The 23,900-nt window shown below is 38.9% G+C and carries 24 protein-coding genes; 14 read left to right on the top strand and 10 right to left on the bottom strand.

Features of this window, described 5'->3' with window-relative positions; translation table 11 throughout:
- Positions 1 to 9: 9 nt before the first annotated feature.
- Entirely contained in the window at positions 10 to 1,365 is a 1,356-nt protein-coding gene (rimO, locus tag V3I05_RS05225; RefSeq protein WP_300447071.1) for a 30S ribosomal protein S12 methylthiotransferase RimO, read from the bottom strand.
- A gap of 597 nt (positions 1,366 to 1,962) precedes the next feature.
- Here rimO and V3I05_RS05220 point away from each other — a divergent pair.
- Together V3I05_RS05220 and V3I05_RS05215 are read left to right on the top strand one after the other, a co-directional pair.
- Complete coding sequence (locus V3I05_RS05220; protein ID WP_300447069.1) at positions 1,963 to 2,238, top strand: hypothetical protein; 276 nt, start codon at positions 1,963 to 1,965, stop codon at positions 2,236 to 2,238.
- 2 nt (positions 2,239 to 2,240) lie between these two features.
- Entirely contained in the window at positions 2,241 to 2,405 is a 165-nt protein-coding gene (locus V3I05_RS05215; RefSeq protein WP_300447067.1) for a hypothetical protein, read from the top strand.
- Here the strand turns inward: V3I05_RS05215 and fabI are convergent.
- Both fabI and folK read right to left on the bottom strand, forming a co-directional pair.
- Positions 2,402 to 3,232: an enoyl-ACP reductase FabI gene (gene fabI / locus V3I05_RS05210; protein ID WP_300450454.1), complete on the bottom strand. Its 831-nt coding sequence runs from the start codon at positions 3,230 to 3,232 to the stop codon at positions 2,402 to 2,404. The genes V3I05_RS05215 and fabI overlap by 4 nt on opposite strands.
- 105 nt (positions 3,233 to 3,337) lie before the next feature.
- Positions 3,338 to 3,844 (bottom strand): 2-amino-4-hydroxy-6-hydroxymethyldihydropteridine diphosphokinase, encoded by a 507-nt coding sequence (gene folK / locus V3I05_RS05205; RefSeq protein WP_295700357.1) that lies wholly within the window; start codon positions 3,842 to 3,844, stop codon positions 3,338 to 3,340.
- A 70-nt stretch (positions 3,845 to 3,914) separates the two neighbouring features.
- Here folK and V3I05_RS05200 point away from each other — a divergent pair, with 70 nt between their 5' ends.
- Positions 3,915 to 4,664 (top strand): protein-disulfide isomerase, encoded by a 750-nt coding sequence (locus tag V3I05_RS05200; RefSeq protein WP_295700360.1) that lies wholly within the window; start codon positions 3,915 to 3,917, stop codon positions 4,662 to 4,664.
- A gap of 518 nt (positions 4,665 to 5,182) precedes the next feature.
- Positions 5,183 to 6,142, top strand: a complete 960-nt coding sequence (locus V3I05_RS05195; RefSeq protein WP_343354233.1) for a transaldolase — start codon at positions 5,183 to 5,185, stop codon at positions 6,140 to 6,142.
- A gap of 201 nt (positions 6,143 to 6,343) precedes the next feature.
- On the opposite strand, the gene V3I05_RS05190 is transcribed toward V3I05_RS05195, so the two are convergent.
- From V3I05_RS05190 to rsmA, 7 genes are all read right to left on the bottom strand, one after another.
- Positions 6,344 to 7,300 (bottom strand): TonB-dependent receptor domain-containing protein, encoded by a 957-nt coding sequence (locus V3I05_RS05190; RefSeq protein WP_343354252.1) that lies wholly within the window; start codon positions 7,298 to 7,300, stop codon positions 6,344 to 6,346.
- Positions 7,273 to 7,974: a hypothetical protein gene (locus V3I05_RS05185; protein ID WP_343354232.1), complete on the bottom strand. Its 702-nt coding sequence runs from the start codon at positions 7,972 to 7,974 to the stop codon at positions 7,273 to 7,275. The genes V3I05_RS05190 and V3I05_RS05185 overlap by 28 nt, the downstream gene beginning before the upstream one ends.
- 8 nt (positions 7,975 to 7,982) lie before the next feature.
- Complete coding sequence (locus V3I05_RS05180) at positions 7,983 to 8,618, bottom strand: TonB-dependent receptor plug domain-containing protein (RefSeq protein ID WP_343354231.1); 636 nt, start codon at positions 8,616 to 8,618, stop codon at positions 7,983 to 7,985.
- A 229-nt stretch (positions 8,619 to 8,847) separates the two neighbouring features.
- The gene (locus tag V3I05_RS05175) at positions 8,848 to 9,087 is read right to left on the bottom strand and encodes a DUF2443 family protein (RefSeq protein WP_295701127.1); all 240 of its coding nucleotides are present in this window, start codon (positions 9,085 to 9,087) and stop codon (positions 8,848 to 8,850) included.
- 28 nt (positions 9,088 to 9,115) lie between these two features.
- Positions 9,116 to 10,087, bottom strand: coding sequence for a KpsF/GutQ family sugar-phosphate isomerase (locus V3I05_RS05170; protein WP_300446566.1), 972 nt, complete (start codon positions 10,085 to 10,087; stop codon positions 9,116 to 9,118).
- A 7-nt stretch (positions 10,088 to 10,094) separates the two neighbouring features.
- Positions 10,095 to 12,185 carry a ribonuclease J gene (locus V3I05_RS05165; RefSeq protein WP_300446565.1) on the bottom strand — a complete coding sequence of 697 codons (2,091 nt, stop codon included), beginning with the start codon at positions 12,183 to 12,185 and terminating at the stop codon, positions 10,095 to 10,097.
- Positions 12,151 to 12,987, bottom strand: coding sequence for a 16S rRNA (adenine(1518)-N(6)/adenine(1519)-N(6))-dimethyltransferase RsmA (gene rsmA / locus V3I05_RS05160; protein WP_295701121.1), 837 nt, complete (start codon positions 12,985 to 12,987; stop codon positions 12,151 to 12,153). Before rsmA ends, V3I05_RS05165 begins: the two co-directional genes overlap by 35 nt.
- 167 nt (positions 12,988 to 13,154) lie before the next feature.
- Here rsmA and hisF point away from each other — a divergent pair, with 167 nt between their 5' ends.
- From hisF to V3I05_RS05110, 10 genes are all read left to right on the top strand, one after another.
- A complete protein-coding gene (gene hisF, locus V3I05_RS05155; protein ID WP_300446575.1) occupies positions 13,155 to 13,916 on the top strand; it encodes an imidazole glycerol phosphate synthase subunit HisF in 762 nt (253 codons plus the stop codon).
- Positions 13,917 to 13,950: 34 nt separating this feature from the next.
- Positions 13,951 to 14,559, top strand: a complete 609-nt coding sequence (locus V3I05_RS05150) for a purine-nucleoside phosphorylase (RefSeq protein WP_295701119.1) — start codon at positions 13,951 to 13,953, stop codon at positions 14,557 to 14,559.
- Positions 14,556 to 15,644: a 23S rRNA (adenine(2503)-C(2))-methyltransferase RlmN gene (rlmN, locus tag V3I05_RS05145; RefSeq protein WP_300446561.1), complete on the top strand. Its 1,089-nt coding sequence runs from the start codon at positions 14,556 to 14,558 to the stop codon at positions 15,642 to 15,644. The genes V3I05_RS05150 and rlmN overlap by 4 nt, the downstream gene beginning before the upstream one ends.
- A gap of 328 nt (positions 15,645 to 15,972) precedes the next feature.
- Complete coding sequence (locus tag V3I05_RS05140; RefSeq protein WP_300449995.1) at positions 15,973 to 17,124, top strand: epoxyqueuosine reductase QueH; 1,152 nt, start codon at positions 15,973 to 15,975, stop codon at positions 17,122 to 17,124.
- Positions 17,125 to 17,170: 46 nt separating this feature from the next.
- Positions 17,171 to 17,662, top strand: coding sequence for a 3-hydroxyacyl-ACP dehydratase FabZ (gene fabZ / locus V3I05_RS05135; protein WP_343354230.1), 492 nt, complete (start codon positions 17,171 to 17,173; stop codon positions 17,660 to 17,662).
- A gap of 15 nt (positions 17,663 to 17,677) precedes the next feature.
- Positions 17,678 to 18,460 (top strand): acyl-ACP--UDP-N-acetylglucosamine O-acyltransferase, encoded by a 783-nt coding sequence (lpxA, locus tag V3I05_RS05130; protein ID WP_300446557.1) that lies wholly within the window; start codon positions 17,678 to 17,680, stop codon positions 18,458 to 18,460.
- Entirely contained in the window at positions 18,453 to 19,757 is a 1,305-nt protein-coding gene (gene clpX / locus V3I05_RS05125) for an ATP-dependent protease ATP-binding subunit ClpX (protein ID WP_300449997.1), read from the top strand. Before lpxA ends, clpX begins: the two co-directional genes overlap by 8 nt.
- Before the next feature lie 43 nt (positions 19,758 to 19,800).
- Positions 19,801 to 20,835: a rod shape-determining protein gene (locus tag V3I05_RS05120; protein WP_295701104.1), complete on the top strand. Its 1,035-nt coding sequence runs from the start codon at positions 19,801 to 19,803 to the stop codon at positions 20,833 to 20,835.
- An 8-nt stretch (positions 20,836 to 20,843) separates the two neighbouring features.
- Entirely contained in the window at positions 20,844 to 21,665 is an 822-nt protein-coding gene (gene mreC / locus V3I05_RS05115) for a rod shape-determining protein MreC (RefSeq protein WP_300446553.1), read from the top strand.
- Positions 21,666 to 21,672: 7 nt separating this feature from the next.
- On the top strand, positions 21,673 to 23,889 hold the full coding sequence (locus tag V3I05_RS05110; protein ID WP_300446551.1) for a hypothetical protein: 2,217 nt from the start codon (positions 21,673 to 21,675) through the stop codon (positions 23,887 to 23,889).
- Positions 23,890 to 23,900: the final 11 nt, after the last annotated feature.

The following is a 23,900-nucleotide window of genomic DNA, read 5'->3' as shown; positions in this document are numbered from 1 at the left end:
CTGTTTTTGCTAGGAAATATGCGCTAAATGCGCAAGAACTTTACCAAAAAGGAAGTTTTGCTTGTATGCAGTGACTTTGGCGCGGTAATATCCTTCGCTTAAAGGCAGCATATTGCCACTTTTATCACACATCTCGCTATCATTGATGAGAATCTCCCCATCAATATCCCTGCCCCACAGCACAAGCCGCGCCCTATAAAAATACTCGCTTATCTCGCTTTTACCCTCCACGATAATATTCACTTCCTGCCCCACAAGAGCTTTATTTAGAGCCTTTTGCTGCGCTTTGATAATGCGATTAAGGGCATTTATACGGGTATTTGTGATTTTAGCGCTTACTTTAGGTAGCTTATAGGCTAGGGTGTGTTCTTGCGGCGAGTAGGCAAAGAGATTAATCCTATCAAAGCCAAAAGATTCTATAAACTCGCACAACTCTGTAAATGCCGCTTCATCTTCGCCGGGGTGTCCAAGCACAAGGCTTGTGCGGATAAAGCTATGTGGCACTGCCCTCATCGCCCTTAATAGTTCTAAATGTGCCGCTTTATCTGCTCCTCGTCTCATCGTGCGTAGCATAGAATCTGCGATATGCTGAATGGGCATATCAAAATATGGTAAAAAGCACTTTGAGGCAGCAATAGATTCTATGAGTTGTAAAGAAGTCGTGCTGGGGTAGAGATAAAAAATCCTACAACTTATATCAAGGTTAAGATTATCAATAGCCTGAATGAGCCGTATAAGCCCATCTTTTTGCCCTAAATCACGCATATATGAGCTAGAATCTTGAGCGATAAAACTAAAATCTCTAAATCCTTGATTATAGAGATTTGTCAATTCTTTGAGTGTGGATTGCAATGTGCGTGAATGGAGTTTGCCTTTAAATTGTGGAATTGCACAAAAGCTACATTGTTGATTGCAACCCTCGCTAAGTTTAATATAAGCGTGAAAAGATGAGCCGACAATCACGCGCTTATCGTTTTCATCAGCCAAAAAGACTTTATTAGACGCTATGCCGCGCCTTTGAGCTATCATATTATCGATTTTGTCATAATCGCTCACGCCTGTGATAATATCAATCTCTGGTATTTCTGCTTTAAGTTCATTAGCATATCTTTGCGAGAGGCAGCCGCTTACCACAAGCAATGCACCCTTTTTGCGATTGCTTGAGGCGTGGAGAATAGTTTGGATACTCTCTTGCTTGGCAGATTCTATAAAACCGCAAGTATTAATGATAATTACATCAGCACTCTCAAGCTCTTGCGTGAGGGCATAAGATTGTAATCGTCCAAGCATTACTTCAGAATCTACAAGATTCTTTGTGCAGCCAAGTGAGATGAGGTGGAGACTCTGCTGTGCTTTAAAACGCATTGTTTGTGAATCCTTTATGAAAATAAAAGACACATTGTAGGCAAATTTGACTTAAAAAAGATTATGTTACAAAATTACATTACTCAAAATATTGATATATAAAATAATAACAATTATTATATTATATAGTATAATTATTCAATCAAATCATAAAGTTTTGGTTTGAGATAATCTTTAAAAGGAGGTGTAGTATGTGGGCTTTTGTTGCTGGAATACCTCTAGGTCTTTACTTTTAATTTGAGGGTATCAGGATAGATTCTACCTTGATAATAATGTTTAGCACTAAGCTTTAATGCTAAAATAAAGAGGAGGATTTATGTTATGGTATTTATTCGATTGGTCTCCACTTATACTAAGGTTTTGGTAAAAAAGTGCGATTTTTATATTAAGCTGTGGTTTGCTAAGTTGATGAGTTTATAATCTTATTAAATCATTAAAGGAGATAAAATAAAAAAAATTCTTGCTTTTATTACATTTATTTTTGCATTCTGTGCTTTTGGAGCACAGGAGCAGAAATACCGCTTCATAGCAGGTGGAAGTATAGGTTCTCAAACCACTTGGTTTAAAAATGCTGATACAAATGTCAAATGGAGCAATATGGGCGAGACTTTGTATAACAAGAAAGGTGGTTTAAGTGGACGCGGCGCGGTGGGCTTACAGATAAACACGAGCCAAAAGCTTTTTACGCGTATCCTTGTTGAAGTCGCAGATTCAAATCTCTTGAAAAGTGATGCGAAACCATCATATAGAAGCTATGGTATCACTTGGGAAGAAGGGTATAGATTCGCTCCACGATTTTATACCTTTGGCGGACAGGGTGTGCATAATGCACACTTAAGCTTAATGATGAGAGCACAAAAGGATTTGGGGTAAATGTGAATCTAGGATTAGGCTTTGTGCTAAGTGATTTTGTTAGCCTTGAAGTAATGGGGCGAGGCAGCTTTCCTCTAAGTGATAAATTTAAGGAATTAGGAGCTAATAATAATGAATCTCTACCTATGCAACTTAGTTACCTCGCGAATATTATGATTGCTTTTTAAGAGCGTAAAATATCCCAACGCGGTGTGATTTTGCCATCGACTTGCTCGGTGGCACACATACCCATAATATTATATCCTGCATCGACATAATGCACCTCACCGGTAACGCCACTTGCAAGAGGACTGAGCAAATACATCGCTGCATTTCCTACCTGGTCAATACTCACATTCTCACGCAATGGCGCATTTGCTTCATTCCATTTGAGCATAATATTAAAATCACTTATTCCACTTGCAGCTAAGGTTTTAATAGGACCTGCGGAGATAGCATTGACACGAATGCCTTGTTTTCCCAAGTCATAGGCAAGATAGCGCACAGAAGATTCTAAGGCAGCTTTTGCCACGCCCATAACATTGTAGTTTGTTACATATTTGACACTACCAAGATAGGTAAGTGTGAGAATCGCCGCATTTGGATTAAGCAAGGGAAGCATAGTGCGGGAGAGTTCGATGAGTGAATATACAGAGATTTCCATAGCGGTATTAAAGGCTTGTTTGCTCGTTTGGATAAAGTCCCCTTCTAGCGCATCTTTAGGAGCGAATGCCACAGAATGCACGATAAAATCAAGTCCTCCCAAATCCTTTTTGATCGCGTTAAAAAGTGCGTTAAAATGCTCCTCTTTACCCACATCAAGCTCATACACGCGCTCCTTTGCCCCAAACTCCTCTGCGATAGGGCGCACTCTTTTCTCTAAGGATTCGTTTAAAAATGTAAAAGCTAAATCTGCTCCTTGTACCTTACACGCTTTGGCGATACCATAAGCAATAGAGCGGTTATTTGCTACACCTACGATTAACCCCTTTTTCCCTGCTAAGATTCCAGACATAGCTGCCTCCTTGACCTCAAATAAAATAAGTCTATCATTATACACTTTAAGTTTTTAACACAACCTTACACATTGCTTTATAAGCCTACCAAAGCGTTATAATCCCTAGAAGCATTCCATAAAACTTAATGGCAGCATTACCGATGGACGCTCTTTGTAGTGTTTATGTGGGATTTGCAGGTGAGAGAGATTCACACGTAGGGTGTTAAAATAGATTAAATCTATATCAAGAGTGCGAGGGGCGTTTTTAAAAGCCCTTTTTCGTCCTCGCCCAAACCGCCGTTCCGCATAAAACATCAGCCTATATATCTCCCTTAGACCCATATCACTTTGACATATCATAATCGCATTATAAAAGTCATTTTGCATTTTAAAGCCAAAGGGAGGATTACGCCATATAGGAGAAGTAGCGCAAATATGGAGGCGGGAATGTGCCTTTAGCCACATAAAGAGCGATTCTAAAATCATTATGCTATGCTTGTGTGCCTTTGGGATATTTGATCCTAGAGAAAATACCGCCATATTGCGCCATTGCTTTGTATATGAGGCTTGAAAAGGATAATGCTTTGAGCTTAGAATCCCTGCTTTTTTACCCTTATTGTCTATTAACATCATCTACCTTTGTATTTGTCAAAATATTATAGAATCTTAGCCTAAATTCCATATTGTTAAAGGCAGAGCGATGAAAAAATTTGAAAAAATCTTGCAATATATGGCTTTTTTAGCACTTTTTAGCACGTTGTGTTTCGGGGCGAGTTTTGAGGAGACACTTAAAGAGACATTGAAAAAAAGTGCAAAACAAGATGTAAAGATCATCAAAATCCAAAATCTCACCTCAACACCTGATGTGAAGCTCGTGCTAATAGCCGTAGGCGATATGCAAATACCCATTTTTGCCAGCAAAGATGGCAAAGTGGTAATTGGTGTCTCAAATGTATTTTTTGCCGACAAAAGCGAGGATATGGGAGCTGTGAGCAATCTCATTAAGCAGACAGACACCAGCTCTAAGCCTGATAATGCTACTCTTGAAACATTTTTTAAAAAAATTGCTAAAGATGAATACATCATCCTTCATTCCCCCAATAAAAATGTGAAAAAAATCACCTATATTGTTTCTGATCCTAATTGCCCCTCCTGTCAAAAGGAATTGCAGGGTGTTGAAAAGCGATTGGTAGATTCTGATGTGTATATGCTGATTGTTGGCTTTGTGGGGCAAGATTCACCACTGAAGGCGAGTATGATACGCGATAGATTGCTTGATGCAAAGGACAATAAGCAAAAGCTTAGTGTGCTAAGAGAAGTCTATACCCCGCATTCTAAGGTGCCTACAAACTACCTTAACATTGATACAAAGGACACGATGAAAATCAATCAAAAAGTTGTAGATGCGGGTATCAAAAGTGTGCCATTTATTTATGAGAGCAAAAAATAGGAATCTTAAATTACAAAATAAGTAAAGTGGATAGATTTATAGAAAGCTTTTGTTATGCTTTTTCATCTCACAAAGATAATGATTGATGAAAAGTTGATAAATTCTAGGGTTTGCTATTTTGGCATTGCTTAGGCTTGAGGTATCAATGGCAAATGGTGTCTATTGTCTTGCTACTAGCTTTTTAGATTTATTAATTCTTAGCCCACTTTATATCTCAAAATTGTTTTTGGTTGAGTCACCTTTTATTGACTTTAGATAGATTCTCTTTGGTTATGGGATATTGATGTGAATCTCCTCTTCTTCTGTAAATGTCTATTTTGCCAAAAGAATTAGGCTTTTCATCATAAAATTAATATGGAGTACCAGCCATTTTCTACTCTTTTGTGCTAAAAGATTTCATTAATAAAGAGGTTTGTTGGCATAATGGGTTGCAAGCATTATTCTTTTGCTTCACATTTGCAAGTTAAGCTTTTCAGGTATAGAATCTACATTATAAATTTCATTTACGAGGAGCAATAATGCCGCTTGATTTTAGCTTATGGTGTGATTTTATCCAAAAGGATTTTTTAGAAAAGGAATTTGTTTCATTGGTAGATTCAGGGGCAATACAAGGAGCGACAAGCAATCCTAGCATTTTCGCTCAAAGCCTTAAAACCTCCGCCTATGCAGCAGCTATACAAGCCCTCAAAGGCGCGAAGCCCAAGGCGATTTATGAGCATCTTGCCATAGCAGATATTAAGAGGGCAGCAGAGATTCTAAAGCCTTTGTGGGATAAAGATAAGAGCAAGGGTTTTGTAAGCATTGAAATCGACCCATTTTTGAGTGAAAATGCTGCTAAAAGTATAGATGAGGGCATAAGACTCTATAATGCCATAGCTATGCCTAATGTGATGATTAAAGTCCCAGCTACTCCCGCAGGATATGAAGTGATGAATGCTCTTACACAAAGGGGTATAAATGTCAATGCCACACTTATTTTCACACCAAATCAAGCCAAAGAATGTGCCATTGCATTAAAAGAGGGCATACAAACCTCACACATTCAAGCTGTGATTAGTGTATTTGTCTCACGTTTTGATAGGGCGGTAGATACTCATTTAGAGCAGCATTTACAGGCTAAAATGGGCATTATCAATGCGATGGATTGCTATGGGGAAATTGAGCATTTCAAAGTGGATTCTATCCGCACACTTTTTGCTTCTACAGGCGTGAAAAGCGGGGATTTACCACCAAGCTATTATATTGATAGCTTGATTTTACCTCATAGTGTGAATACTGCACCGCTTGAGGCGATTAGAGCTTATGAAAATAGCACAAACAAAGCACAAAAATCACTGATTAGCGCACAAGAGCGCAACGCATTTTGGGGGGAGGTAAGCAAAGCGGGGATAAATTATCAAAATTTATCACAAAAGCTTTTAGATGAAGGGCTTATAGCCTTTCAAAAGAGCTTTGAGGATATGCTTAGGGCTTTATAGGCTTTATCTATGAAGCAGAAAACTATTGATTGGGATTAGTAAAGCCAAAGCCATAAATAAAAACACGTTCGAGGCTATGTGAGGTTGTCTTAGAATGATTTGTCTAAACAGAGAATGTTACGGATTGAAGTCATAAACTAAAGGCTACTTGAGAGGATACCCTACCTATTTAATAGTAGATAGGGTATGGGGGGGGGGGGGTTACCAATCCGCCCTAAAACTTATCCAATATGCTCTTGCGGGCAAGATTCTTTGATAGGGATTAATATATGATGTGCCACCCCTTCCACTGCTATAAGTAATCAAATTATCTGGATCATAGAATTTCACATCAAGGAGATTATTCACCGCAAAAGTGAGGGCATAAGTTTTATTAAACTTATAGGTAGCCGCAATATCTACTAACTGATAATCTTTATAATACTTCCCTACAAGTCCTCGCGCACTTGTAGCAAGACTGCTTTGTTGCACTGCGGAAGTGGGTGTTTGGAAGTTACCACTCCAGCGAATATAGGCATCAAAGTTCTTATAGTGATAGTTTGGCTTAATGGTAAATTTATGTTTAGGAATATTGTTTATAGGCTCACCTACAAGAAATTCTTGATTTGCATTAGAGACACTAAGTGTTCTTGAATAAGTAAATCCATAACTTGCATCAAGAGAGATTCCATAAATAGGCTTTAGCTTAAAGCTTGTCTCTGCTCCTGTGAGCATAGCACTATCAAGGTTGCGATAAAAGGCACATTGATTAGCACCCGCTGCATCACATAATACACCATCGATAGTAGTTCCGGGTTGAATGCCTGTAACGCTTGAAATTTTATTATTAAAATCTGTATAGAATCCGGTTAATATTAGCATAGCTGGTTCAGTATCAAGAATAGCGCTTAGCTCATAGCTCACACTCTGCTCGGGCTTTAGGTTTTTATTACCATAAGATGCCGTGGTTGTGTTATTGTTACCCCTATCGGTGCTTAACGTATAACCCTCATAGAGATAGCTAAGCTGTGGCACAAGCACCCCTGTGGCAATGCCAGCCTTAAAAGTAAGCCAATCGGTAGGATTGTAATTCACATAGAATCGAGGATTAGGGATAGCCTTAAAAATATCGCTGTAATTGTAGCGTAAGCCTAGAGTCGTGCTAAAGTATTGATTGATGAGATATTCACCCTCGGCAAAAGGGCTACTTGATTCATATCTCTTCTAAAGCCATTGTTTTTAGTATAGAGCTGCTGCCATATATAATACACTCCACCATTAAAGATAAGGCTTCCTGCTCTACCAAAATCAAAATCATCAGTAAAGGTAGATTGAAAAATAAGGTCTCGATTGTATCGTCCATTCGCCCAATCTACGGTATTTCCTTTTGATGAACCTGGCCAAAGCCCACTACCCCAAGTGCTATTGGTATCAGCGTGAGAAGCCCATTGTGTTTGACTATATTGTATATAACTATTGATTTTACCCCAATCATAATCTGCGGTGTGGCTTAAAATATTATTAAATTTATAGAAATCTCTTACCGCAGTAATGCTGCTTGATGATGTTTTGAGGCTTCCTGTCCGTGCAAAGAATACTTCAGAATCTAAGTAGATATAATTATTTTTATTAGGCGTGAAGTTGAGCCGTCCTCCGGCATTCCATTGGGTATAGCCTGTAGCAGACCAATTATAATATGGATTGCTAAAATTTACGCTGCCATTATTGCCTGATGTATATGTGATAGGTGTATGGGGTCCCTTACCGGGTTCATAAAATGCATTTTGCCCACCCCATTTGTAGGCTCCACGAAGATTCAAAGAAAGCATTTCTTTTATAAGAGGGATATTCATATAGCCATTTATTCCATATTGAGGACCAAAGGTTTGAGGATGTTGGGAAAGTGTAGTCTCAAGTTGGATTCCCTGCTAAATCTATCGCTATGTTTTTTAGTAATGATATTTATCACCCCACCCATTGCATCGCTTCCATAGATGATAGAAGCAGGTCCTCGAATAACCTCGATCCTCTCTATCATACTAGCAGGAGGCATAAAGGAAGTAAAGGTGCCATTAAAGCCATTAGCATCAAAGCCTTGAGCGACATTTTGTCGTTTGCCATCAATAAGGATAAGCGTATAAGCTGAGCCAAGCCCACGCATAGAAATGGTATTACCCCCTGTTTTTCCGGCTTCCACATACACACCCGGAATATCTTGCACCGCATCGCCTAGGTCTCTAATAGGGCGAGTGAGTATTTCCTCACGTGGGATAATGGCTATACTTGCCGGAGCATCTTTTATATCTTGCTCATAGCCTGAAGCACTTACCACAGAGCGCCCTAGATTAACCTTGCGGACATTTTCATCATCTACATTTTGACTTGATTCTTGGCTATGCCCCCCCCCCATTTGGTTATTTGCTGAATCTAGCGAATCTGCGATTGCAAAGCTACTTAGCAAACTTGCTACTAAGGTGCTATACGGAATAATTTTCATTGTTCCTCCTTGAAAATTTTAAGTGATACTATCATTTACAAACAATAATAAGAATGATTTGCAAATGAATAGCTGATAATAGCAAATGAAAACTAAAGTGAAAATTAAAAAGTGTGAGAAAAGTTATATTTTAATTATGAGTATAAAGGGGCTTTGGCAGAAAATACCTATAGATTCAAGGATTAAAGGAGGCGAAGGCGATATGAGAGCTTGTCTTTAAAGATTTGTTTTAAAATACAAGGAGTTCTCGTTTAAGTTTATTAAGTGCGTCAATTTGTGCCTTGAGCTTTTCTATTTCAACATCAATTTGTGCGAGTAAATCAAAACCAAGATGTTCGGGCATATCCTGTGAGCCGCGCTTAATCATAATATAATCTACAAGCGAGATTTTAGCGATATTGAGCAATATGGTAATATCATCGCGAATATCCTCAATATTTTTAAAAATTTCATCTATTTTTTCAAACATACTCTCCTCCTTATGAGACTATTTATGACTATTTTAATCCCGCTGCAATCAAAGTATGTAAGTGTATAACACCTTGTATATGATTTTGCTTATCTGTGATGATAAGTAGCTGAATCTTGTTTGCCTCCATCATTTTGAGTGCGTCAAAGGCAAGAATATTTGGATTATCGCAAGTTTTTGGAGAGCGCGTAGCATATGCACTCACAGGAGCGTCAAGGCGAAAATCAGCATTCATCATCGCTCTGCGCAAATCCCCATCGCTTAAAATCCCCCATAGCGCATTATCTTGTGTGATTATGGCGTTGCCTAGTCGTTTTTCACTCATTATGATAATAGCTTGAGAGAGTGGCATATCAGGCGAGATAAGGGGCAGATTGTCTGTTTGCATTACATCTTTGAGTTTTACAAAGAGTTGTTTACCTAATGCACCGCCGGGGTGGAAAGAGGCGAAATCATTTGCCTTAAAATTGCGTCTTTTCATCAAACACACGGCTAGGGCGTCACCAAGTGCGAGGGTGAGCGTTGTAGAACTCGTAGGGGCGATATTAAGCGGACAGGCTTCCTTTTCTATACTAATGTCTAAAAAATAATCACCCATCGCGGATAAAGGAGAGTTTTTATCCTTGCTCATTGTGATGATAGGATTCCCCAAACGTTTGATATGCGGAATGATGTTGAGTAATTCCTCACTTTTGCCACTATAACTAATCGCAAGGATAATATCATCTTTTTGCACTAAGCCTAAATCCCCGTGCATAGCCTCTGTGGGGTGCATAAATACACTTGGCGTGCCTGTGCTAGAAAGCGTGGCAGAGATTTTCGTGCCGATAAGCCCACTTTTGCCCACCCCACATACGATAAGCTTTCCTTTAGAGTGGATAATCCTCTCTATAATCGCGCTTAATTCCTCCTCATCAAGTCGCTTTGCAGCATCAAGTAAACTTTTAGATTCTATACTCAGGACATCTTTTGCAATGAGGGTGTAATCTAGCTTTGCCATAGCGCACCTACACGACATAAATCATTGGCACGATGGTAGGATATTTTTTGACTTTCTTAAAAATATGCCGTTTAAAAAGGGTATGCACCTCATTTTCGAGATTCTTTGCATTAAATCCCTCTGCCTTAAAGTTTTTTACCATAAATTCTAGGGTCTCATTCATTTCCTTTTCAAAGCCCTTATCCTCTTTATCTGCTACAAGTCCATAGCTTAAAATTTTGGTCTCTAAAATTTTGCGCTCTTTGCTTATCTTTGCAGAAATAATTACAATGCCATCACTGGCTAGGGCTTGGCGGTCAAGCACGACATCATTTTCAATTTGACGATTGATTTGATTATCAATAAATGTTTTACCATTTTTGACACTGCGCACCTTTTTCATATAGTTAGGATTCACTTCGATTTGGTCGCCATCTTCCATAAGGTAGATATTTTTTTCGAGCACACCACAGGCGATAGCGGTTTGCTTGTGTTTAGCGATGTGATTGTATTCACCGTGCACGGGGAGGAAAAACTTAGGCTTAATGAGCCTTAGCATAAGCTTTTGTTCTTCTTGTGCGGCGTGTCCGCTTACGTGAATCTCGCTAAAGTCTTGATATGCTACTCTTGCCCCAGCTTTAAGGAGGAAGTTAAGCACGGTTGAGACAGAGCCTTCATTGCCCGGAATTGCCTTAGCAGAGATAATAACCATATCGCTTGGCTTAATTTTGATATGGCGATGTTCATCAGTTGCCATACGATAGAGTGCGCTCATTGTTTCACCTTGAGAGCCTGTCGTTACGATGAGCACCTCTTCATCGGGATATTTTGCTACTTCGTGCGCTTCGATAAAAATATTTTGAGGTAGCTCGATATAGCCTAGCTCACGGGCGATTTCAAGATTCTTTTCCATAGAGCGCCCGATGACTGCGACTTTGCGATTAAATTTCAATCCATAGGCGATAGCCTGATATACGCGGTGAATATTAGAGGAGAATGTGCTCATAATCACACGCCCTTTAGCTTCTTTAAAAAGTGTTTCAAATGTCGGTCCTACGCTCGCTTCGCTTGGTGTCGTGCCGCTGCGATGGGAATTTGTAGAATCGCTTAGCAAAAGCATAACGCCCTCTTCTCCATAATGGGCTAAACGATGCAAATCTGTGGGGAGATTATCAATAGGTGTGTGGTCGATTTTAAAATCTCCTGTGTGTAGGATTACCCCTGCTTCGGTACGTATAGCAAGGGCGGAGGCATCAATCACAGAATGCGTGATATTAATCCATTCTACTTCAAATGCGCCGATTTTAATGGGTTTGCGCTTTTCTACGATTTTGAAAAAAGAGCGGCATTTGCTTAATCCGTGTTCATCAAACTTGCTGCCTATCATACCAAGCGGTAGAGGTGTGCCATAAATGGGGAATTGCAGGAGTTTAAAGAGATAAGGCACAGCCCCGATATGATCTTCGTGTGCGTGGGTGATGATAACACCGGCGATTTTGTCTTTAATCGCAAAGAGATAGCTAAAATCAGGGATGAGGATATCCACGCCGTGCATATCTTCATTAGGAAAGCTCATACCCACATCAATGACAATGGCAGAATTAGGCGTTTCAATCACGGTGATATTCCCGCCAATCTCGCCCAATCCACCCAGAGGTGTAATGCGCACACTTGCCTTTGTGTTGAGATTTAGTTTGCTATGAGGATTGAGGCTTTGACGTTGGATTCTCGTATTTGCCTCTACGCCTCTTTTAAGATCTTTATGTAGTCCTAGATTGCCTTTTTCGTTTGCATTTTGCACTTCTCTAATGCCATCTTTTGGCTCATTGTGAGATGAATTTTTGTTTTGATTTTGAGTCATAGGATTTTTGCCCTGCCATTTGCGTTTTTCAAATGATTTTTGCCCCTGCTCGTTATTATTTTGAGAGTTGCCTTGTCTGTTTTGATAGGGTTTTGCTTTACGCGTGTCCTTTGGTGTATGTGGAGTAGATTCTGTATGAGAAAAAGCAGTCATATCATCGGCTTGTTCTTGAGGGGTCTTTTTTTTGAATCTTTCTGCAAATGATTTAAATTTGCTTGTTTGGTTATTTTGTTCCTGTGGTGTGTTCTTGTCTTCCATTGTTGTGTCCTTTTTTAAGAATTTCTAAAATGTGGTGAAAACTTTTTGTCTTTACTTCGTGTGGTCGTGCATTGAACGGCACACAGGCAGATTCTAAAGCCTTTTCTAAGAGCTTTTTATCAAAAGCAGTAGAGAGGTTTTTAAGAAGCGTCTTACGTGGTGCGTGAAATGCAGATTTTAAAAAAGATTCTAAATCATAGAGGGAAAAGGCTTCAAATGTTTGAAGGTGATGTTTATGTATCACAAAAACAGATGAGGTTACCTTTGGTATAGGAGAAAAGGCACTATTTGGCACATCAAAAAGCATTTGTGTCTCGCCTAAAGTTTGTGTTAAAACACTTAAGGCGCAAAATGCACTTTCTCCGCTTAAGGCGCAAAATTTTTGTGCTACTTCCTTTTGTGTCATTACAAGTAAAGCACGACAGAATCTATCGCGCAAAAGTCGCACAATAATATGTGTGGCAATATAATAAGGCAGATTAGAGACCACCTTATATTCCTGCTCATAAAGCCATTGTTGTTCTTGGTGGAGATTCAAAACATTTTCATAAATGATTTTTAATCGTCCACTTTGAATATGACTAGAAAATTTTTTATCAAGTAAAGAACATAAGTCTAAATCGACTTCATAGGCTATCAAGGGTTCTATTTTCAATAGCTCTTGTGTCAAATCACCCAAGCCAATCCCAATTTCTATACATTGGATAGGGAGTGTGGGAGTGGATTGGATAATCTTATGGAGATAGTGAGAATCTTGCAGAAAATTCTGCCCAAAATGTTTTTTTGCTCGGTATGTTGCCACTATCTTACCCTTTATTTCAGCAGCATTATAACCTAAAGTATGCAAATATTTTGTATTTGTAAAGAGTATTTAGCTATCATAACGTTAAGAAATCTACATATTTACACAATGTTTTTGCCTATATTGTAGGGGGCAATATCTAAATGTTTAAAATATAAAGGAGCAAAATAATGAGTTTAGCAAAACGGATTATCCCCTGCCTTGATGTTTGCAATGGAGCAGTGGTAAAGGGTGTAAATTTCGTAGGATTGCAAAATGCGGGGAATCCTGTGGAGATTGCTAAACGTTATAATGATGAGGGTGCAGATGAGATAGTGCTACTTGATATTACGGCAAGTTATGAGCAGCGAGGCACGATGATAGAGATTGTAAAAAATATTGCTAGAGAAATCTTTATACCCTTTAGCGTGGGTGGAGGAATACGTTCTTTAGAGGATATGTCTGCCTTACTTAATGCGGGGTGTGATAAGATTAGCATTAATAGCGCAGCGATTAAGAATCCACAGCTGATTGATGAGGGTGCAAAGCGATTTGGCTCACAATGTATTGTCGTGGCTATTGATGCGAAGATGATAGCCCCGCATTTATGGCATATTTATATCAATGGTGGGCGAGTAGATACGGGGAAAGATATAGTAGAATGGGTAAAAGAAGTGTGTGATAGAGGTGCGGGAGAAATCTTGCTTACAAGTATGGACACTGATGGTACAAAAAATGGCTATGATAAAGCGATGATAGAATCTTTAGCTTCTTGTGTGAATGTGCCTATTATCGCAAGTGGAGGTGCGGGGAAAATGGAGGATTTTGCCAATGCGTTTATATATGGAGCTGATGCGGCATTAGCAGCGAGTGTGTTTCATTATGGAGAGATTGAAATCAATGCCTTGAAACATTATCTGCAGCAAAAGGGTATTTCGGTGAGAATCTAGTGTGTTTAAAATATGGGGAATGGTAGGCGTGTAAATGATAGTATGTGCGGGTAATGGAGAGTATTTTGCCTTTGCAAAGTCCATAGGCATAGGGCTATGTGAGAGCACCATAGGACTAATGCAAATATGTATGAGGGAATGTATAGATAGTATAGTTTTTGTAGGGAGTGCGGGGGCATATAGTAAAGACATCAATATAGGGGATGTATGTATTGCTGATAGCGCGACACAAATTGAAATCGCATTTTTAGATGGGAAGGCTTATACGCCTTTGGATAATCATATTGAAAGTAATACATTGGGCGAAAATGATTATGTTTCACGTGAAACGCTTAATAGATATAAAAAAGTGATAGTGAATAGTTCTAATTATATTACAACCGATGGACATATTGCTTTAGCTTTTGCAAATGCAGGTATTGCCCTAGAAAATATGGAATTCTTTGCAGTAATGAGAGTGGCGCAATATTTTGAGATTCCGTGTGTGGGTGTATTTGCTGTGAGTAACTATTGTCATCAAAACGCACATAAGGAGTTTATGCAAAATCACAATACGATAAAGCAAAAGTTGCTCGAGCATTCATCATTTATAGAGAATCTTTCTCTTGCATTGGGAAATAAAACAAAAGGTAAACATATATGAAAAGCCTAGATACCAATCCTAGTTTTTATAGCTATACATTAGAGGAGTTATCTGCGCTCATCTCTCCATCATTTCGTGCAAAGCAAATATATCATTGGCTTTATCATCGATATGAAAATGATATATGGCGTATGGATAATATCTCAAAAGTTACACAGCAGTTTTTGCAATCACACTTTGCACTCTCACAGATTCAACCCATACGTGTAGAATGCAGTCGCGATGGGAGTAAGAAATATCTTTTTGCTACCAAAGATGGACATACTTTTGAATCTGTGTTAATACAAATGCGTGAAAAGCGGAAAAAGGGTGAAGTGTGTGAGAGTGAAAAATGGACGATGTGTCTTTCAAGCCAAATTGGCTGCAAAATTGGCTGTGTATTTTGTTCCACAGCAAAAGGTGGCTTCGTGCGGAACCTTGATGCAAGTGAGATAGTCGAGCAGGTCGTAATGATGAAAAGGGATAATCATATTCCCGCACATAAAAGTGTAAATATCGTCTATATGGGTATGGGTGAGCCGCTTGATAATTTAAAAAATGTCGCACAGGCTATTAAGATTCTCAGTGAACCTCAAGGGTTAAGTATTTCCGCGAGACGACAAACAATTTCTACAAGTGGTATTGCGCCTAAGATTAAGGCATTGGGGGAGCTGAATCTTGGAGTGCAGTTAGCTATCTCTCTGCACGCTGTCGATGATGAGCTACGCTCAAAGCTTATGCCTATCAATAAAGCCTATAATATCGCTGATGTGCTAGAGCAGGTGCGGCAGTTTCCTATCGATACCCGAAAAAGAGTGATGTTTGAATATCTTATGATTAAAGATGTGAATGATGATATAAGAAGCGCGAAAAAATTGCTTTCTTTGCTTAATGGCATTAAGGCAAAAGTCAATCTTATTTTGTTTAATTCTCATAGTGGCAGTGCGTTTGAACGTCCGCAAATAAATGATGTTAAGGCTTTTGCAGATTTTTTAGTGCAGAGAGGATTACTCTGCACGATACGAGAATCTAGGGGTGTGGATATTAGCGCAGCATGTGGGCAGCTACGTGAAAAAGTAGCACAAGAAAATACAAATACTACATAGCTTATACCAAGCCTTAGAGAACTAACTTGATGAATGCAAAGCGGTTATAAGTTAACCTTCAGGCATTTTGTGTGGGGCTATGCTCCACTAAACAAGACTTTGCAGCACTTTAGTGCAACAGCAAAGTCGTAATGTTTCACAGGAAACATTATACAAGTAAAGCAAATATAGAGATTAAAGACGATTTATAGAGGTTTGATGTTTCTATTATAGAATGAAATTAAAAGGAGTGCGAAATGACAGAGCTAGATATGGTGCTTATAGTATTTTTGGCAGCCGTTGTGTTTATAGGAGTAGTGTCATTTTGGTATTTTGCAAAGGATAGAGAATGAGTGAGCAAAGTCATATACATAATAAAAGTCAAGATATGCTCGTGCATATTTGCTGTTCTGTGGATAGCCATTATTTTTTAAGTGAGTTGCAAAAGATATATCCGCAAAGCAGAATGATAGGATATTTTTATAATCCAAATATCCATCCCAAAGAAGAATATGATTTACGATTGCTTGATGTCAAGAGGAGTTGTAATATGTTGGGGGTCGAACTCATAGAGGGAGAATATGAAAGCAAAAAGTGGTTTGCAGATGTAAAGGGATTAGAAGAAGCACCTGAAAAAGGTGAGCGATGTGTCAAGTGTTTTGATATGCGTTTAGAAAAAACAGCACAAGTGGCAGCAAAAATGTCTATCAAGTCTTTTACCTCAACATTGCTTTCTAGTCCGCTTAAGGAACAGAAGATTCTTTTTGCGGAGGGTGATGAGATAGCCCTAGCTTATAATTTGGATTTTATAAAGGTTGATGTGCGGAGCAATGGAGGCACACAAGCTCAAAGCGAATTGGCAAACAAAGATAAGCTTTATAAGCAAACCTATTGTGGCTGTCAGTTTGCTCTCAACAAACAAAGGGAGAAGCAAAGGCAGATTCCATTAGAATTGATGAGTAATATCGGTAAGCAAATTATGCCCGGAAGCAATGAGCAACGCAAACTTATATTCGAAATACGTGATAAGTGTGAGAGTGAAGGGATGGAATATGCCCTTTATAAACGCTCAAAGATCCTATGGCGCAATTTGCGTAGTGTGTGTATGGATAATGGCGAAGCGATAAATTCTTATGTGATAACACATTCAAAAAGCAAAAATATGGTAAAAACATCAAGTATTACATATGTGAGAGAGTCTATCAAAGATATAGAATCTCAAATGCAAAGTGTAGAAATAGGCTATGCAAAACACGATGATAGCGTGTTTATCAGCATTGATGATATAAATTTACTGCTAAAGACACATTATAAAGATACACAAGAAATGGTATACAATCCTCCTGCTTATGAATGTGAACTATTGCTACGTGCGGCATTATGCGGGGCTGATAGTCTTAATCCCATCATTGTTTTGGATAAATGTATCAAGTATTCTCTTAGAGTCTTTATTGATGCGTATTTTCAAGAGAGCAGTGTGTTTGCTATCACTACATATTAAGATTTTTTGGTAAAATGTTATATTTGTTTAAAAGGAGTTGAGACTTATGCAAGAGCCGATTATGAATATAGAAAAAATCCGTCAGATTCTCCCGCATCGTTATCCTATGTTGCTTGTGGATAGAGTGATAGAGCTAAGAGCCAATAGCAATAATAAAGAACCAGATGGCTATATCAAGGCATATAAAAATGTAACGATTAATGAGGAGATATTTTTGGGGCATTTTCCCCATAAGCCTATTTATCCGGGTGTTATGCAAATTGAGGGTATGGCACAAGCGGGTGGTTTGTTGGCATTTGTCAGTATGTTTGGCGATGATATTACACAGGCAGAAAACAAAATTGTGTATTTTATGACGATTGATAATGTCAAATTCCGCATACCTGTCGCGCCCGGTGATAGGCTTTTATATGAATTAAGAGTGCTTAAGCATAAGGGTAGTGTATGGCAGCTGGGTGCACAGGCGTTTGTAGACGATAAGATTGTATCTGAAGCAGAACTTAAGGCAATGATTGCCGATGCAGATTCTAAAAGTTAAGTTTAGGAATTGGGTATGATAGGAAAAACAAGTATTATCAAAGATGGTGCGCAAATAGGGCAAAATGTCCAAATTGGAGAATTTTGTATTATTGATGAAAATGTAAAAATCGGCGATGATTGCATTATAGGAAATTATGTGCATATTAGTGGTTATACAACATTGGGTAGGGGTAATAAGGTATTTAATAATGCAGCTGTGGGCGTGCCACCACAAGATTTAAAGTATGCAGGCGAAAAGACAGAGCTTATTATTGGAGATGAAAATCTCATTCGTGAATTTACTACTTTAAATCCGGGCACAGCAGGAGGGCGAGGCAAAACCATCATCGGCGATAGAAACTTATTTATGGCATACACTCACGTGGCGCACGATTGCATTGTAGGAAGTGATTGCGTATTGGCTAATAATGCTACGCTTGGTGGACACGTAGAGCTTGGTGATTACGTAAATATCGGCGGTTTGACACCTTTGCATCAATTTGTCAAAGTCGGTAGTGGCTGTATGATAGGTGGAGGCTCTGTCTTGGTGCAAGATTTACCTCCATATTGCCTTGCAGAAGGTAATAGAGCCTATATTAGGGGATTAAATAAACATCGTATGCGCAAACTTTTTTCCCGTGAAGAGATTGATGAGATAAGCCATATATATAAGTTTCTATTCTCGCGTAGCGCACCTATACGTGAACTTGCTCAAGCACAGCTTGAATCAAATCCAAGCCATACGATACGTTATATTTGTGAGTTTATCCTCTCAAGCACACGTGGAATCCCCTTTAGAGGAGCAAATAATGGATAATGCCAATAAAAAAGAATGCAGTTTTTGTAAGGCAAAAGAAAGCTCTTATAATCCCCTTATAGCTGGAAGCACACCCGGTGTGTATATTTGTAGAAATTGTATTAGTGTTATTTATAAAACGCTTACGGGCTATATGAAGCACGATAAAGAGGAGAGTGATGAGGAAGAGCCTATGCTTATGAATACCCCCTCTCCTAAAGAGCTCAAAGCACAACTTGATGAATATGTGATAGGGCAAGATGAGGCAAAACGTGTGTTTTCCGTAGCTGTCTATAATCATCATAAGCGCATTATCAAAGGAGAGGAGCAAGTAAGTGAGAATTTACGCGATGTGGAGCTTTCTAAATCTAATATTTTACTTATTGGTCCCACAGGTAGCGGTAAAACACTTATGGCACAGACTTTAGGAAGATTCTTAGATATCCCTATTGCTATTTCTGATGCTACAAGTCTCACAGAAGCAGGATATGTGGGTGAAGATGTAGAGAATATCCTCACGCGGCTTCTTCAGGCGGCGAATGGTGATGTAAAAAAGGCACAAAAAGGTATAGTGTTTATTGATGAGATTGATAAAATCTCACGTCTTTCGGAAAATCGCTCTATTACTCGTGATGTATCTGGTGAGGGTGTGCAACAGGCACTATTAAAGATTATTGAGGGTAGCTTAGTGAATATCCCCCCCAAGGGCGGGAGGAAGCACCCCAATCAAGACTTTGTGCAAATTGATACAAGCGATATTCTTTTTGTGTGCGGAGGAGCATTTGATGGTTTGAGCGATATTATTAAAAGACGTTTGGGTGGCAATGTACTTGGATTCCACGGGGAGAAAAAAGGAAAGAGTGAGGAGAATGCGTTGCTTGAGTTTGTAGAGCCTGATGATTTAATTGCTTATGGGCTTATTCCTGAACTTATTGGTAGGCTTCATATGATTACCACACTTGCCCCCATCAGCAAAGAAGCAATGATGCAGATTCTCACTCAGCCCAAGAATGCGCTTATTAAACAATATCAAAAAATATTTGAGATTGATGGAGCGTATTTGCATTTTGAAAAGGGTGCGATTGAGGCTATTGCAGAGCTTGCTATTGCTCGCAAAACGGGTGCAAGAGGTTTAAGGTCGATTATGGAGGAAGCAATGATTGATTTGATGTATGATTTGCCTGAGCTTGAAGGATATGAAATTACGATTACAAAAGAATGTATTGCTCATAAAGAAAAACCTTTTTTGCTTAAAAAAAGAAAAATATACAAAAAAGAGCCTAATTTAAGACAAAACAAAGGTTTGGCAAAGGATTAGAATGTATAATTTACAATTTATTTTGCATTTTTAAGGAGCTTTTATGCTGATGGATAGACTCATTGGGACTTTTTCCAAAGATGTTGCGATAGATTTGGGGACAGCAAATACTTTGGTTTTGGTTAAAGGAGAGGGTATCATCATCAATGAGCCTTCCGTAGTCGCTGTGCAGGCTGATAGATTCAGCACGGGCAAGATTCTTGCTGTGGGCAAAGAAGCTAAAGATATGCTTGGAAAAACCCCTGATGGCATTCAAGCTATTCGCCCAATGAAAGATGGTGTAATTGCTGATTTTGATATGACTGAAAAAATGATACGTTATTTTATTGAGAAGGCTCATAAACGTAAAACGCTTGTTCGTCCTCGCATTATGGTGTGTGTGCCTTATGGGCTAACAGGTGTGGAGAAGAAGGCTGTTAAAGAATCTGCAATGAGTGCAGGGGCAAGAGAAGTGTTTTTGATAGAAGAGCCTATGGCAGCAGCTATTGGGGCGGGACTGCAGATTCAAGAATCTAAGGGAAATTTGGTCATTGATATTGGTGGCGGGACGACAGAAATTGGTGTGATTTCTTTAGGTGGATTAGTCATTAGTAAGTCTATCAAGGTGGCTGGAGATAAACTCGATGTAGCTATTATGGACTATGTGAGGAAGAAATTTAATCTCCTCATAGGTGAGCGCACAGGAGAAGAGATTAAAATTCAAATTGGTTCAGCCTCTCCTATGGAAAAGCCTCTTGTTATGCAGGTGCGTGGGCGCGACCAAGTGAGTGGGTTGCTTAACACCATTGAGCTTACGAGTGAAGACGTGCGTGAAGCGATGAAGGATCAATTACGTGAGATAAGCAATGCTCTTAAATCTGTGCTTGAATCTATGCCCCCAGATTTAGCAGGGGATATTGTAGAAAATGGCATTGTGCTTACAGGCGGTGGGGCATTAATTCGTGGGCTTGATAAATATCTCTCAGATATTGTGAGGCTGCCTGTTTATGTGGGTGAAGAGCCACTTTTGTGCGTGGCAAGAGGCACGGGTAAGGCAATGGAAGACCTAGATTTACTCAATCAACTTGCTTTTGATTAGAGAGAATTATGCGATATAAAATCCTTATTTTTGGGATTGTTTTTTTTATATGTATTTTGGTTTTGATGGAAGTAGATAAATCCATTCAGGCAAAGATTCTAGGAGTAAGCGATTATGTTAAGGCATTTTTCTTAGATTCTAAAGAAAGTATGGAAAATGCTCGCAACAAATACTTTGATCAGGCTAAACAAATAGAGATGCTAAGTGCAAAAGTGGCACAGTATGATAGGCTGCTACTTGAAAAACAGATACTTAAAGATGATAATGCTAAATTACGTAATCTCATAGGCAGGGGTGGGATTACACATAGTGGTAGTGAGATTCATCAGGCACGTATCATTTCGTTTGCGACATTGGGAGAACGTAATAGAGTGTGGCTTGATACAGATTTGAGCGAATATCGACAGAATGAAAAGATTGAGGATAGAATCTTTGGCATTGTTAAAGACAATGTTGCTTTTGGGGTAGCAGTAGTGCAAAATGGACGATTAGAGGGGTTTTTAAATGGCAATGAAAATTGTCATTATGATGTGTATATTGGGGAACATAAGGCTATGGGTATTGTGTCTGGCTCTCATAAGGGCAAAATGCTCATTGATTATATCCCTGATTGGATCGAAATACGTAAAGGGGATAAGGTCTTTACAAGCGGACTTGATGGTATCTTTTTAGAAAATATTCCTGTGGGCGTGGTGGAAAATGTGCGGGAGAATTATGGCTATTTAAGTGCTGATATAGTGCCTTATGCAAATACAGGAGAACTTGGGTATGTGTGGATTATCGATAGAGAAACACCACAAATAAGCCATACTTTTACACAAGAAGAATAATTTCTATATGCAACAAATTCAAAGCTTCTCCCAGCATTTTTATGAGCAATACGATAGAATCTCATCTTTTTTTCATATTTTTATAAATGCTCTTCGTTCTCCTCATTCTCAAACCCAATTAAAAGAACTTATCAAAGAACTTCGTGCAATTAAGACAAATGACATTGTATTGTTGCAATCCAAGCCTGATGGCAATGCGCTTTTAGTAGAGATTATTACGATTTTGCGGGAGAAAATCTATGCATTATTTTGTGATGGACATATTTGCGGCACTGAGTATTTTTATATGTTGCTTTTTGTTGCACATTCCCCAGAGGGTTATGTAGAGGTGGATAGACGTTTTGAATCTTTTCTCTCTCTCGCACAAGAAAACCTTTTCTCACAGGGAAATAGCGATACGGAAAATGCCCTATTTATCGAGCTTTATATTCTCTCAAAAGCTTTGATGAATATGTGCGATTTTGAACATCTTGTGCGCGAATATATTATGCTTATCGCTCTTGTAGATATTAACCTTTCTGCAAGCTTGGCACACACCCAATTTATCGTAGATTTTTTTGAAAATCTAGATGTGAGTATGCCTACACTTTTATCATCGCTTAAAACACTTCAAGAGAGGCAAACTTACCTTTCTTATCCACCCTTAGCGCGGCGAAGCATTTTGAATTGGCAGATTCACTGCTTTTGGAATGTTTCACATTTTTTTAATCACCATTTGTGGCTTGAGCTTTATCCGCTATGGCGGGATATATTTTATGCTTTGCTTGAAGGAGGCGATATTGCGGGGATTGATGAGGCGATGTATATGCAGTTTTTTATTTATCATATGTGCGGCAATAACTTTCATCATCAAGCCCAATGGCGTAATTTTTGTGCGGAAATCGATAGTGTAGCAATCAAGTATTATGAGGCTTTTTCTCGCACACAGAGTATTTATGGTGTGAGTAAGATTCACGATAATAAAAGTGGTAAAAAGTGTATAGGCTTTTTGCGCGATAGATTAGTAGGAAATTCTCCCTATAAGGTAGAATACAGCCTTTTAAGCAATCTTTTAGGCGATGAAGACTTTAGGCAAGAATATGAAGTTAAAATCTACACGATGAAGCTATTTGAAAAAAGCGTTGATGATATAAATGTTATCCGCTATTATGAGGCACTTGGCATAGAGGTGGTAGATGTCGTCTCTCCATTGAATACCAAGGGATTCTATAACTCGCATTTGCAGAAAGCCCTCGCGCTCAAAAGTGCCATAAATCGCGATAATGTCTGCATTCTCATTAGCCCAAATAATGGCTATGGCATAAGTGATTTTATCTTCGCCTCGCGTAGTGCACCATTGCAAATATATTATTCACACGGCAATTTTGTCTATGACCTCCCTTGTATTGATGTGAAAATGACACATATCTGCCAAAATAAGCGACATATCCAGCACGAGGGATATGATTTCTATGGCGTGCCTGTGAAAATGCTAGAGCGATTCTATAATCCGCCCTTAAGTGCAGAATCTCAGCAAGAGATGCAATCCTTACGTGCTACATTCCCCCAAAATGCTATTATCTTAGGGACAATCGGGCGTTTAATGAAGCTCCACTCAACTGAATATTGGCAATGTGTGGTGGAGATTATGCGCTTCTTTCCACAAAGTATTTATCTTGCGTGTGGGGGTGGAAATAGCACATTGATTAGCGAGTGCATTATGAACGTGTTTGAATCCACACAAGAGGGCAAGGATTTCTTAAAACGTGTGTATTTTATGGGATATGTTGATAGTGGAATCTATGGGCATATCATCGATATATGGCTTGATAGCTTCCCGCTAGAGCAGGGTGAAAGCCGCATTGAATACACTGCAAAAGGCGGCTTAAGCCTTATGATGAGCAAGCAGGATGAACTAACGCGTAAGCAACATCTCTTAGCAATCGTGCAAAAATGGCAGCAGATACCCCATAGTGATGGCTCACATAAAACAGATGCAGAATGTGAAAATGCCCTTAAAATACTTGATGAAGCTCATTTGCCACTTATTGCCTTTTCACAAGATGAGTATATAAGCAAAGCAAAAGATTTGCTTCAGCTCTACGCACAGGGTGATACAGAGGCTATTAATGCCTTTAAAGAGGCAGTCGCATACGCAAGAAAAATAACTGATGAGATAAAATTATATGAGGGTATTAATGCCTTTAAAGATATTATGGCTTTAAAACCTCAAAATACCCTCTAAAATCAATAGAA

It is taken from the genome of Helicobacter mastomyrinus (assembly GCF_039555295.1).
GTDB classification, from domain to species: domain Bacteria; phylum Campylobacterota; class Campylobacteria; order Campylobacterales; family Helicobacteraceae; genus Helicobacter_C; species Helicobacter_C mastomyrinus.
This window is presented reverse-complemented; position numbering and strand designations above follow the sequence as displayed.